This window comes from Caballeronia arationis, assembly GCF_001544975.2.
GTDB lineage: Bacteria > Pseudomonadota > Gammaproteobacteria > Burkholderiales > Burkholderiaceae > Caballeronia > Caballeronia arationis.
In genome coordinates, this window is sequence record NZ_FCOG02000162.1 from 1 (window position 1) to 12237 (window position 12237).

General features: G+C 60.4%; 9 protein-coding genes and 2 pseudogenes. 4 read left to right on the top strand and 7 right to left on the bottom strand.

Annotated elements, in window-relative coordinates; all coding sequences use genetic code 11:
* The 3 genes and pseudogenes from AWB81_RS36860 to AWB81_RS47485 all read left to right on the top strand — a co-directional run.
* A pseudogene (locus AWB81_RS36860) lies at positions 1–961 on the top strand (hypothetical protein); the annotation flags it as partial.
* 600 nt (positions 962–1561) lie between these two features.
* Positions 1562–2425, top strand: coding sequence for a TylF/MycF/NovP-related O-methyltransferase (locus AWB81_RS36865; RefSeq protein WP_062642829.1), 864 nt, complete (start codon positions 1562–1564; stop codon positions 2423–2425).
* Between the two features lie 35 nt (positions 2426–2460).
* Complete coding sequence (locus AWB81_RS47485) at positions 2461–2730, top strand: aldehyde dehydrogenase family protein (protein WP_235026096.1); 270 nt, start codon at positions 2461–2463, stop codon at positions 2728–2730.
* Positions 2731–2953: 223 nt separating this feature from the next.
* Here AWB81_RS47485 and AWB81_RS36875 read toward each other — a convergent pair whose 3' ends face one another.
* From AWB81_RS36875 to AWB81_RS36900, 6 genes are all read right to left on the bottom strand, one after another.
* Positions 2954–4324, bottom strand: a complete 1371-nt coding sequence (locus AWB81_RS36875; protein ID WP_062642833.1) for an MFS transporter — start codon at positions 4322–4324, stop codon at positions 2954–2956.
* A gap of 23 nt (positions 4325–4347) precedes the next feature.
* Positions 4348–5181: an enoyl-CoA hydratase-related protein gene (locus AWB81_RS36880; RefSeq protein ID WP_062642835.1), complete on the bottom strand. Its 834-nt coding sequence runs from the start codon at positions 5179–5181 to the stop codon at positions 4348–4350.
* A 45-nt stretch (positions 5182–5226) separates the two neighbouring features.
* Positions 5227–6003, bottom strand: a complete 777-nt coding sequence (locus tag AWB81_RS36885; protein ID WP_062642837.1) for an enoyl-CoA hydratase-related protein — start codon at positions 6001–6003, stop codon at positions 5227–5229.
* 10 nt (positions 6004–6013) lie between these two features.
* On the bottom strand, positions 6014–7231 hold the full coding sequence (locus AWB81_RS36890) for a CaiB/BaiF CoA transferase family protein (protein ID WP_062642839.1): 1218 nt from the start codon (positions 7229–7231) through the stop codon (positions 6014–6016).
* A gap of 111 nt (positions 7232–7342) precedes the next feature.
* The gene (locus AWB81_RS36895; RefSeq protein ID WP_062642845.1) at positions 7343–8239 is read right to left on the bottom strand and encodes a LysR substrate-binding domain-containing protein; all 897 of its coding nucleotides are present in this window, start codon (positions 8237–8239) and stop codon (positions 7343–7345) included.
* 550 nt (positions 8240–8789) lie between these two features.
* Positions 8790–9623: an oxidoreductase gene (locus AWB81_RS36900; protein ID WP_062642841.1), complete on the bottom strand. Its 834-nt coding sequence runs from the start codon at positions 9621–9623 to the stop codon at positions 8790–8792.
* A 94-nt stretch (positions 9624–9717) separates the two neighbouring features.
* Between AWB81_RS36900 and AWB81_RS36905 the strand changes: the two genes are divergently transcribed.
* Entirely contained in the window at positions 9718–10689 is a 972-nt protein-coding gene (locus tag AWB81_RS36905; RefSeq protein WP_062642843.1) for an AraC family transcriptional regulator, read from the top strand.
* Positions 10690–11236: 547 nt separating this feature from the next.
* Here AWB81_RS36905 and AWB81_RS36910 read toward each other — a convergent pair.
* Positions 11237–12157, bottom strand: a pseudogene (locus AWB81_RS36910) (MFS transporter); the annotation flags it as partial.
* Positions 12158–12237 lie beyond the last annotated feature (80 nt).

Here is a 12237-nt window from a genome sequence, read left to right on the forward strand (position 1 = left end):
CAAGATTGATCGGCTGCTGCGCAAATGGCTGGCACGACTACCGCATCCGTTTGATCGGCGCGACCGGGCCGCCGGTTTCCGCTACGCGCTGTCGATCTTGCAGGCCGAGTTCGCGCTGACCCAGGTGCTCGATCGACCGGTGACGGGGCGCATCTTCTTCGAGCAGGTCATCCGCGAGAACCTGGACATCGGACGCCCGGGCCAGGTGCAACTGATCTTCGATCGCCGCGTCAATCGGCGCACCCCGGGGCGCTTTCGCACCCGGGTGATTACCGAAGGGGTCACCCCTTCGCTGCATGTGGACTACAAACGTTCACGCATCAAGCAGTACCACAAGGAGGGTCAGGCTCTACGTACCGAGACCACCATCAACGACACCCGCGACTTTGGTGTCGGACGGCTGCTGCGCAACTTGCCCGAGCTACGCCGAATCGGCTTTGCAGCGAATCGGCGCATGCTCGAAATCGAGCAGATCAGCCACGACTGTGCATTGGGCGAAGACGCGTTTCAGGACCTGCAGCGTCCGCGCCATGTTGACGGGCAGCGCGCACCGGCGCTGCGCTTTGCCGACCCGAAGGTCCAGTCGCTGCTGCAGGCGCTGGTGATGTTCGTCTTCATCGCACGCGGCTTTACCAATCAAGACCTGCGGCAGGCCTACGCCGTGCTGCTGGGCCTGCGTCCCGGCGAAATCGGTCCCGGGCGCATGAGCTACGAGCTACGACGCCTGCGCTTGCATGGCCTGATCGAGCGAGTGCCCAAGACCCACCGCTATCGGCTCACAAATCTTGGGCTGCATACGGCACTGTTCTATACGCGTGTGTACTCACGCATCTTGCGCCCGGGCCTTGCATTGGTTAGCCCTCAGGCGCCTGCCGAGTCGCCAGCGTCTCTGCAACGCAGCTTCCGCACCGCCGAGCAGGCCGTCAACACCTGGTGCGATCAGGTCAAAATCGCCGCGTAGAAAACTTGACTCGACTGCTACAAGATCAATTCAGTCAAGGAGTCTAGAACAAACGTCAAGGGACAGGACGACAATCGATGCTGCGTCCGCACGACGCACCGAGTTTTGACTTATTGAAAGCGATTTTGGTGAAGTGAGAAACTTTGAGTTAGTCGTTCCATTGGCAAGGGGCGGACTTGCTGATTGATTGCCCGCGAACGGAGCACGACTATATGCTTATTGCGTAGACTGGCGCACCACTTACGATCCCTCGCCGACATCGACCGTCTGACTCGTCCCCCCTGTCGGCCGAAACGCCGGGATTGCTGGCAACTCCGGTCACTTCTGCCCCATGGCTCATCGGCGCCCGATCTTCCAAGCAGTCGTTTAAGTTTCCTGATTCGCTTCAGCGTTCGTTCAGATCCGACGCCGGGACCAATTCTTCGCCCGCGCCGCGACACATGCCCTGAATCGGGTGCCTAACTCAATTGTTTTAAGCAGGTCATCAGGAGAGTCGCTTGCAAAGCTATTATTCTTCTTTTCTTCGAATCATTGATTTCCCGATCTCCGTCTTGTATAAAACTTGCAGCGTATTCTGAAAGAAGAACTCGATGAGGGGCGATGCGGCCGCTGTTCGACAGCGGGTTCACCATGGCTTTGCTCACGGGGTCCGGCATTGAACTAGCGGGAGGAAAGAGTATGCGCGATCGCATCAAGAAATTCCTCAAAGGCGCGCTTCCCGGCCCTACCTTTAGATTCCTGCGCACGCTGTACCGGTGGGAGGATCTGGCGGCCGCGACGTCGTTTGTCTTGACGAGCCGATCCCCTACATCGGTCAAGGAGAGAATCGGCATCGTGCGGCGGATGTATGCCATCAGCGATCGAGTCGAAAGTCCTCACACGCAAGTCGAGATCCTCCGGTTCGTCGAAACCATCCTCAGCTTGCCGCCGAAAACGCAAGGGGTCGTGGTCGAAGCGGGATGCTTCAAGGGAGGCAGCACGGCAAAGTTCAGCCTCGCTGCACACCTTGCCAAACGAACCCTTGTCGTTTTCGATTCATTCGAAGGCATCCCCGAGAATGACGAGCCGCACGACAAGAATATATTCGGTGGGGAGTGCAAGTTCAGCAGGGGCGATTGGTGCGGCACCTTTGAGGAGGTGACGTCCAATGTGCGCGCGTATGGAAGGATCGAGGTTTGCCGGTTCGTTAAAGGCTGGTTCGACGAAACGATGCCCCATTTCCACGAACCCATTGCTGCTATTTACCTGGACGTGGATCTCGCGTCGTCCACGTCCACGTGCCTCAAGTACCTTTACCCGCTTCTCGTTCCAGGTGGCAAATTGTATTCGCAAGACGGCCACGTACCGCTGGTGCTCTCGGTATTCGATGACGATGGATTCTGGCGCGAGCAGGTCGGCGCAAAGAAGCCCCCCATTAGTGGCTGGGGTGAAACCAAGCTAATCGCGCTGACGAAGGAAGCTTGACCGGTTTCGCTTGGTAGCCAACTCATCGAGGTTACGTGCATGTCAGTCGAGAGTTGGTCGAGGAGAGCCCCGTCGAGCAGGGCTTGCAGGAGAGTTTCGTCGCGGGTGTGCTGAACAATCGCCGAGCGGTCGACAAGGTTGCCGAGCTCCTCGACGACACGAAAGCGCATGTCGCGAAGGTTGCGCTCAGCGGCAACGCGCACGCCAGCGGCGGACTTTTCTACGCACCGACGATCCTGACGGAACTGAACGACCACATGCAGCTCCGCTCGACTGAAATCTTCGGACCTGTCTTTCCCGTCTAACGACACCGAAGATGAAGTCATCGCGCGCGGACGACACGGAGTACGGCCTTGTCGCCTAAGCTTGGACGCTAACTCGGCTTCGGTGCCGTTCGACGGTGTCAAGCAATCGTGCTACGGTCGTGACGACAGCCATTACGGAATCGAGGAATATGTGCTTGTCAAATACACGCTGATGGCCGGGCTGGCTTGAGCGTCCGTCAGGCGACCCCGGCTCGCGCCTGGCTCAGCGGGTGGTCATCGTCTCAGCGGCGGGATGCGCCGGCATCCCGCCGCCATACACGTTTCTCATCCGCGCGTCCTGCTTCAGGCCCCAGATCCATGTCACGACGAGACAAGGCAGCAGCGAGGCGATCGAATACCCGACGCCCGCGAGCGGATTGCCCGTCAGATTGACGAGCGACAGACTGATCAAGGGCAGGAACCCACCGAACATCACGTTGCCGAGTTGTTGCGCGAGGCCAAACCCGGTCGTCCGGGCCTGCGGCGGAAAGCTTTCGGCGACGAACGCCGGCAACGGCGCCATGATCATTGCGGTCAGCACGGCGAGCAAGGCGATCAGCAGCGAGACGGATATCCACTGTGCCGACGCCACGCCTGCCTTAATGCCAACGAACGCGGGAAAAGCCGCCGCGATCCACATGACGATGCCGATCAACATCACGCGCGCTCGCCCGAAGATATCCGACAACTTGCCGAACACCGGATACAGCGGCGCGGCAATCAGGATGCCGACACCAAGGCACAGGTTTGCCTGCATCGGCTCGACCTTGAGGACGGTTTGCAGAAAATAGAGCATATAGACGATTGACGTGTAGAGCGACACCGACGTGCCGCCTTGCGCGCCGAACATCGCAACCAGAATGGCTTTCCAGGAAGTTCTGCTCGACAGCGTCTCCAGCAAGGGCCGCTTCGACAGGCGTCCCGCGTCCCGCATCTCCGCGAAGACCGGCGTCTCCGTCATGCCCAGCCGTATCCATGTGGCGACGGCCACGATCGGCGCCGAGAGCAGGAAAGGAACACGCCATCCCCAGGACAGGAAGCTGGCCGCATCGAGCGAGACTTTCAGCGCCGACACGATGACGAGCGCAAGCAGCAAGCCGATGCTCGCCGTGCTCTGCAGGACGCTGGTCGCCATACCCTTGCGGCCTTCGGGCGCATGTTCCATCACGTAGACGACGGCCGAGCCGTATTCACCGCCGAGCGCGATGCCCTGCACGACCCGCAGCGTGAGCAGTGCGGCCGGCGCAGCCATGCCGGCGACTGCGTAGGTCGGCAGACAACCGATGCCGACGGTGGCCATTCCCATGATCGCGAGCGTGATGACGAAGGTCTTCTTGCGGCCGATCCGGTCGGCCATCGGACTGAAGATCACGGTTCCAATCGGGCGTGCCACATAGGCGATGCCGAAGGTGGCGACGCCGGCGAGTGCGGCCACGGACTTGTCGGTGGATGGAAGGAACAGATGCGTTAAAGTCGCCGTCAATGCGACGTAGACGAAGAAGTCGTAGTACTCGAGCATTGTTCCCAGACTGGATGTCACGATGATCCGCAACATGCCGGGACGACGATGAACCTTGGACGGTCCGGTGATCATGTTTGTCTCCTCCAATGAATGTGTCAGGCGGCGCCGCATTCGGTCCGCAGCGATTTCTGTCGAGCCTGCTCTTCAAGGAAGCCGGAAACCGCCTGTTTGTGCTCGCTCCCGCAAAGCAAAATGGCCTGCATGTTCGCCGCCATTTCGAGCGCGGCGGACAACGTACAGTGCGACGACTCGCGCACCAGCTTTTTCGCCATTCGCAGCGCGAGCGGCGGACTGCCGGCGATGCGCTGCGCAAGCGCGAGCGCTTCGCGGTCCAGCGCGTCATCGGGATGGACGCTGGTGACAATGCCGAGCCGCTTTGCCGCTTCGGCATCGACGAATTCGCTGGTCAGCGTCATTTCAAGCGCCTTCGCCGGCCCCACGATGCGCGACAGAAACCATGCGCCACCGATGCCGGACACAAGACCGAGCCGAAGAAAGCTTTCCGCGAAGACAGCCTGCGTTCCCGCGAGCCGGATATCGCACATCAGCGCGAGGTCGCAGCCTGCGCCAACCGCGGCGCCGTTGACCGCGCAGATCGAAGGCACTTCCAGTTCGTTGAGCGCACGCGTGATCCGGTGCAGACTCGTGCGCAAGCGCTCACGCACATGTTCAATGCCGCCGTCCATCAGATCCTTGCCGCTCTGCATGTCCTTGACGTTTCCGCCCGTGCAGAAATGCTTCGACGACGATCGCAACAAGAGACAGTGCACGTCATCCCTGCGATTGACGCTTTCGAGCACGTCCGATAACGCCTCAGTCATTGCCACCGTAAGCGCATTGCCATTCGCGGCGCCATCAAGCGTGAGTGTCATCACACCTGCTTCCACTGACTGGCGCACGAGCGGCGCTTCATCCAGTTCCAGTTCCATTTCCCGCACAGTCTGCCTCCTGAGCTAAATCCGTTTTGTGACGCTTCATCGGTTGGAAAACGCTGTGTTGCGCCGGTCGAGAAACGCGGTCATTCCTTCCTTCTGGTCGGCGAGCGCGAAACCGGCATGAAAGAGCCTTCGTTCGAACAACAGTCCCTCTGCCAGCGACGATTCGAACGAGCGATTGACGGCTTCCTTGACGGCAAGAAGGACGGGCAGCGAATGCCGGGCGAGTTGCTCGCCGATCCGCAACGCTTCATCGATCAGCACTTCCGGCTCGACCACTTTCGACACCAGTCCGCACGCGAGCGCCTCGCTTGCCGACAGCGATTCGCCAGTCAGACAGGCGAGCATCGCCGTCGACTTGCCCGCCGCGCGCGGCAGGCGTTGCGTGCCGCCCGCACCAGGCACAATCCCGAGCTTGATTTCGGGCTGACCAAACGTCGCATTGCGCGCCGCGATCACGATGTCGCACATCATCGCAAGCTCGCATCCGCCGCCGAGCGCGTAACCCCTGACCGCCGCGACGACAGGCTTGCGCAGCGCGCGAAAGCGATCCCAGTTGCGGCCGATATAGTCTTCGGAGAATGCCGTGGCGTAGTCGAGCTTCGACATGGCGACGATATCGGCGCCCGCCGCGAACGCCCTGTCCGACCCCGTCAGCACGGTCGCGTGCACGGCGGGATCCGACTCGATGTGTTGCATCTCCATGACGAGTGCGTCGATCATCGCGTCCGTGAGGGGGTTCAACGTGTTGTCGGACGCGAGCCGTACGAGCGCGACCTTTCCACGCCGCTCGCTTCGTATGAGTTGTCGTTCCATGCTGGTTCTCCTACGCCGTCCCGACGTGAGCCGCGCTTGCGCGTATCACACCGGCGTTCAGCAGCGCCGCGACTTCGTCTTCGTCTATCCCATAGAAGCCGAGCATTTCGAGCGTATGCTGCCCGGTCATCGGAGCCGGTGTTTCGTCCGGCGCAGGTGCATCGGAAGGCCCGAGCGCGAAGCCATGTGTTCTTACGCGGCCCGCCACCGGATGCGCGACAGTACGGGCGATGCCGCTCTCGCGATACTCAGTCGTTTCGATGACCTCGTGATAGGTCGTCACGGGGGCGCAGAGAATATCTCGCGCCGACAGCATGTCGATCCAGTCGGCGGTGCTGCGCCTGGCGAAATGCGCGTCCAGAATGTCGTGCAGTTGCGCACGGTGATGCACGCGGGCGTCGTTCGTGACGAAGCGCGCGTCGGTTTCGAGACCGGGCGCCTCAAGCAACTCGCACAACGCGCTCCAGCGGCCTGGATGGTAGGCCACGACCATCATCCATCCGTCTCGGGTGCGGAAGGCTTCGTTCGGACAAGCATAGGGCGCCGCGCTCCCGACCTTCTCCGGATCGGCCCCCGACGCGAAAAACGCCGCGAACCCGATCTGCTGCAGCATCAGCGTCGAGTTGTAGAGGCTCACGTCGAGGTGCTGCCCCATTCCTCTCGTGCGCACGGTGTGCAGCGCACCGAGCACGGCGATCGTGGCAAGATAGCCGCCCATCATGTCGGCGACTGGCACCGGCACCTTCAGCGGATCGCCGTGCGCCGTACCGAGCGTGCTCATGAGTCCGCTGACGGCCTGTATCACGCCATCGACCCCGGGCCGCCTGGTGCTCTCGCCGCGTTGCCCGAACGCCGAAATCGAGCAATAGACGAGCTTCGGATTGACGGCGTGAAGCGCCTCGTAACTGAGTCCCATCGCGGCCATGACCCCCGGCCGGAAGTTCTCGATGAGCACGTCCGCCTTGCGCACCATCGTCGCGATAGTCCGCCGTCCGGCATCGGTCTTCAGATCAATGGCGAGACTGTACTTGCCGCGATTGACGCTCATGAACGCCGCGCTCACGCCGTTCAGCCACGGCGGCCCGATCTGCCTGCCGATTTCACCGCCTGGCGCCTCGATCTTGACGACGTGGGCGCCAAGGTCGGCAAGCGTCATCGAACACACCGGTCCCGCCAGCACGTGCGAAAAGTCGAGCACGCGCACGCCTTTCAAACTGTCTCGAATCATTTGTCGTGGTCCTGTGTCCGGGTCCGACGTTGCGTCGAACCATGCGCAGAGATTAGATTCGCGCCATCACAGGAACAATCGACTTTTTCGAAATGGGGCTTTGATTTTTTGTTAAAAGGTGCCGACGGTCTGCACGAGTGAGATCAGCCAGTCGCGGAACGTCGTCAATGCCGCGGACGGACGACGCGTGGCGGGCCATGCGAAGTAATACGTATAGGCGCCACGGTCGAGCTCGAAGCGAAATGGCGCGACCAGCTGCCCGCTATCGAGTTCTGCTCGTACCAACGCCTTTTGCGCGATCGCCACGCCATGTCCCTCGATGGCGGCCTGATACGCCAGCAGCGAGGTCTCATAGCGCATTTCGCGACGACGCCCGTCGAACGCGAACCCCGCCGCCTTCATCCACAGCGCCCAGTCGTCGGCGCGCGCGAGCGAGTGCAAGAGCGTCTCCCCCTGCAGCCTGCTTCGCGCCCGGATTTTGCGTGATGGCGCGGCGACGGGTACGAGTTCATTGGGAATGAGCCTTTGAGCGGAGAGACCGGGCCAGTTACCATCGCCGAGCTGGATTCCGCCGTCGATATCCTCGCGCTCGAAGTTGAGCGGCGCCGACGATGTGGTGAGTTGCACATCGACGTCCTCATGCTGCCGATGAAAACTTGCGAGCCGCGGTATGAGCCAGCGGACCGCGAACGTGGCGGGGCAACGGATCTTGAGTACCTGGGAGCGTCGCCCTGCGGTACGAATGCTGTCGGTTGCCTGTCTCAGGCCCGCAAAGAACGGCATCAGCTCGGCGAGATAGCGCGCACCCGCCGAAGTCAGCTCGAGTCGTCCTTTGACGCGCTCGAACAATCCCACGCCGAGAAAGCTTTCCAGTGTCTTCACCTGTCTGCTCACAGCCGCCGGTGTCACGGCGAGTTCGTTCGCCGCTTTCGATACGCTCAGCAGACGCCCCGTTGCTTCAAAAGCGCGTAGGGAATTAAGGGAGGGCAGCGGCGCGGGACGGTTCATGAACATCGGAGAAGAAATCGGCATTCGGAATTCTGACGCAAAATCGCTTGCGCTGAGAATTTTGTGTCCAACCTGAGATCAACTGGCAGAACGCGGTCCTTAATCATTTTGTTTGATCTTATGTCGCTCCCGAGAACCCTCGATTCAATTAGGCAGGGCACCCAACAGTGTCTCCATCGAGACTTTGCTTACTGTAAAGGACCGAATCTCGACGTCGCTTCCATTAGCGTCCCCTGAGGTTGCAATGTGCTGAACATATCTTTCATTTTGCTGCGCATTGTCGTCGCCGGTCAACGGTTGCAACGTCACTCGGCTCGGACTCTTTCCGTTGCCCGTTCCCAATGCAACAGTTGCTTGCCTGTTCACGCGGACCCGGAATGTCCGCAGCACGCTGGCCACCGCCATGCATAGGCGGATGGCTCGCAGCGAATCGATACAGCAAGGTACCGATCAACGTAGCCGCTGACTTGCTCGACTATCGAGGCTATTGCTGTGCGGCGCTTCGAGATGCGCCGCGATTGACTCTGATGGGCCGCCCGCAATGCCGCCTTCAACCGTCGGTCGAAACTGTGACGTGTTCCCAGGCGCAGAGGTCGCTTGCCACGGTAGACAGGTTGCTTCGTACCAGTTGGAGCGCGTCGCTACCGAGCAGAAGATGCACGGGCGGATGATCTGCGTCGATCACGGCGAGCATCGCACGTGCTGCCTTTCCGGGATCTCCCAACTGCTTTCCGCTTTTCTCCATACGTGCCTTGCGAACCGGTTCGAAGATAGCGTCGTAGTCAGGGATTGAGCGAGGCGTGCGGCTCATCGATCGACCTGCCCAGTCGGTGCGAAATGAGCCCGGTGCGACTGCGGTAACCGCAATACCGAAGGGCTGCACTTCCTTGGCAAGCGCGTCTGAGATGCCTTCCAGAGCGAACTTGCTCCCGCAGTAGTAAGCGATACCGGGCATTGTGATGTAGCCGCCCATTGACGTAATGTTAAGAACATGACCGCACCGGCGTTCACGCATGAAAGGCAGCACGGCCTTCATCATGGCGACTGCACCGAACACGTTCACGTCGAACTGCCGGCGCATCTCGGACAAAGTCGACTCTTCCAGAATACCTTCATGCCCATAGCCCGCGTTGTTGACGAGGACATCGACAGGGCCGACGTTCGCTTCGATCTCCGCGACGACGCCGTCGATGGAGTCGAATTCGGTCACGTCGAGTATGCGGGCGAAGGCTCTCTCGGTGGATAGCGCTTCGAAGTCTTGCTTTGCCTGCGCGTTTCTCACCGTGCCGACCACGCGGTGGCCGACTGCCAGTGCCTCTTGAGCGAGCGCACGGCCGAAGCCGCTGCTGACGCCGGTGATGAGTAAGAGTTTGCTGGATTCCATTTGGGCTTCTTCGTTCGGTAGACTGAAGAGCGCATGTTATTCTGCAAAGATTGGTTATATAAGCGCAAATCTCCTGTTTTTCTTGCCTAAAACTATGGCCTTCCAGAGTGCCGAAAGCAAACATTCGGGTTCGTCAGACCGCGGGCAACGACGCTTGGTCGATCTGCTCGGCGCGTTGGCGCACAACGAGGGATACAACCTCACGGCGCTCCCCGGCGTCCGAATACTGCGCTCCGATCGGGCGTTGTCGCGTACTCCGGTTCTTTACGACCCGGGAATCGTCATTGTTTGCCAGGGCCGCAAGCGCGGTTACTTCGGTGACAAGCTGTACGTCTACGACGCGCAGCACTACCTCGCTGTGTCCGTTCCCGTTCCGTTCGACATGGAGACGGACGCGACGCCGACACACCCGCTTCTCGCGATTTATTTGCACCTTGATTTTGCGGTCGCCGCCGAGCTGATGTTGCAGATCGACCGTCAGTCGCTGGCCGAGCGTGCGCAGCCGCCGCAGAGCATGATGTCAAGCCCAATGGATGCGGACATGCGCGCATCGGTGTTGCGCTTCCTCGAGGCGATGAACCGACCGCTTGAGGCTGCGGTGCTGGGTCCCGGTCTGCTGCGCGAACTCTATTTCCGGGTACTCACCGGGGACCAAGGAAGCTCCATGCGAGAGGCGCTTGCGATGAAAGGTCAGTATGGAAAGATCGGCCGGGCCCTGCGCCGCATTCACGCCTGCTACGCGGAACCGCTCGACTTGTCTCAACTCGCACTGGAAGCCGGCATGAGTATTCCCAGTTTTCACAGCCACTTTAAGGCGATCACACAGACGTCACCCATGCAGTATCTAAAGTCGACGCGCCTGCATCAGGCTCGCCTGTTGATGGTGCGTCAAGACCTGACCGCAGAGGCGGCTGGCCGTGCCGTGGGTTATACGAGTCCATCACAGTTCAGCCGAGAATTTAGAAGACTTTTTGGCTTGACCCCCGCGGCGGAGACAAAGCGAATGCGAGAAAGTTGTTCGATCCCCCCCGTTTTCCATGACGCCGAGTACGTCTCATCGCACTGAGCCTTGGGGCCGAATAGGCGGTCGCAGGCGACGCAAATCGCGCCGCTGACTGCTCCTGTTATAGACGACTGGTGAAACCCACCCGCGATACGCTCGCTCATCGCGTCTTCATTCCATGTCGCTTCCCGCACTCAAGGCGGCCGTTCAGATGACCATCGGCCACCAACCGTGAATGGCGCTTGCTGGCCGGTTGCGGTGGTTCTGATGTGCCCATGGCGAATGCAGTTGAGGCAGCGACACTTACGGATTTCATTCTGCGTCCAGATCGGCTGGTACCCGTGGGCGTTTGCTAGGTCAGCCGAAGTGGAACACGTAGTGAACCTCAACGTGTGCGTCGACGACGTCCCTTCCTGCGATTCGGAATCCGCAGCCCGGGCGAGCGACCCCGGTGGCTCAAGGCTGCTACCCGGAAGTCTCCATCGAGAGCGGTTACGCCCAAGCATGAGAATCGTGAACGGACGACCCTAGCTGAGCCGCTTCCGCTTCGGGTTCGCGGGCATTCCGACGTCTAGAGGCAATCGCAGCTACGGATAGGGGGCGTCTTGTTTCAATGCGCCGCCGCCCTGCCAGGCGTGACTGTCGATTTCTGCGAGCGAGCAAGCAGCAGCGTTACAACCGCGGAGAGCAAGAGTAGGCCGGCAACAAAATAGAGCCCGCCAGCATAGCTGCCGGTCTTGTCCTTGACCCACCCAATCATCACTGGGCCGGCAAAGCCACCAAGATTGCCGATTGAATTGATCGTGGCGATACCGGTTGCGGCTGCAGCACCGGAGAGGAACATGGTCGGCATGGTCCACAGAGGAGGCTTCGCGCAGCTGATTCCGATATTGACGAGCGTCAGGGAGGCAATCAAACCCACAACACTGTTCGAAACCGCCGCAACCGCAAGCCCGATTGCCGCCGCCACGCATGCGAGCACGACGTGCCAAGTGCGTTCGCCAGTACGGTCAGAGTGGCGCGACCATAAGACCATGGCGACCACGGACACAGTCGGAGGGATCGCATTGAGCAAGCCGACCGTCATCGACGAGACGCCCAACTGCTTAATGATCTGGGGCGCCCAGATTCCGAGCGTGTACAACCCAGCTGAGGTACCGAAGTAAATTAGAGACAATGCCAGCACACGAGGGTTCGTCAGCCCGCTGATAATCCCGTGCTTTGCGCCGCTCGAGCTTCTCCTTGCGGTTTCCTCGTTCATCACCCCGACAAGCCAGTCGCGCTCGTCTTCCTTGAGCCATTTCGCTTTTTCCGGTCTGTCGGTCACATAGAAAAAGACGACAACACCCAAGATCAACGCCGGGATTGCTTCGAGAACAAACATCCATTGCCAGCCGTGAAGACCCATGACGCCGTCCATTTCGAGCAACGCGGCGGAGAGCGGCGACCCGAGGGCAGTCGAGATCGGAGCCGCAGCCATAAAGAAAGCGGTCACTCCTGCGCGATGACGCGCGGGGAACCAGTAGCTGAGATCTGGTCTTTACCCACATCTTTGGCGGGTTGACTTGTAAACTGCGACGCGTGATGTTAACTTCCGCCCATACGACATTT

What these genes read in the sequence shown, in the direction of transcription:
- AWB81_RS36865 (WP_062642829.1), top strand. Translation starts at nt 1,562, where the DNA reads ATGCGGCCGCTGTTCGACAGCGGGTTCACCATGGCTTTGCTCACGGGG.
- AWB81_RS36875 (WP_062642833.1), bottom strand. Translation starts at nt 4,324, where the DNA reads ATGATCACCGGACCGTCCAAGGTTCATCGTCGTCCCGGCATGTTGCGG.
- AWB81_RS36880 (WP_062642835.1), bottom strand. Translation starts at nt 5,181, where the DNA reads ATGGAACTGGAACTGGATGAAGCGCCGCTCGTGCGCCAGTCAGTGGAA.
- AWB81_RS36885 (WP_062642837.1), bottom strand. Translation starts at nt 6,003, where the DNA reads ATGGAACGACAACTCATACGAAGCGAGCGGCGTGGAAAGGTCGCGCTC.
- AWB81_RS36890 (WP_062642839.1), bottom strand. Translation starts at nt 7,231, where the DNA reads ATGATTCGAGACAGTTTGAAAGGCGTGCGCGTGCTCGACTTTTCGCAC.
- AWB81_RS36895 (WP_062642845.1), bottom strand. Translation starts at nt 8,239, where the DNA reads ATGAACCGTCCCGCGCCGCTGCCCTCCCTTAATTCCCTACGCGCTTTT.
- AWB81_RS36900 (WP_062642841.1), bottom strand. Translation starts at nt 9,623, where the DNA reads ATGGAATCCAGCAAACTCTTACTCATCACCGGCGTCAGCAGCGGCTTC.
- AWB81_RS36905 (WP_062642843.1), top strand. Translation starts at nt 9,718, where the DNA reads ATGGCCTTCCAGAGTGCCGAAAGCAAACATTCGGGTTCGTCAGACCGC.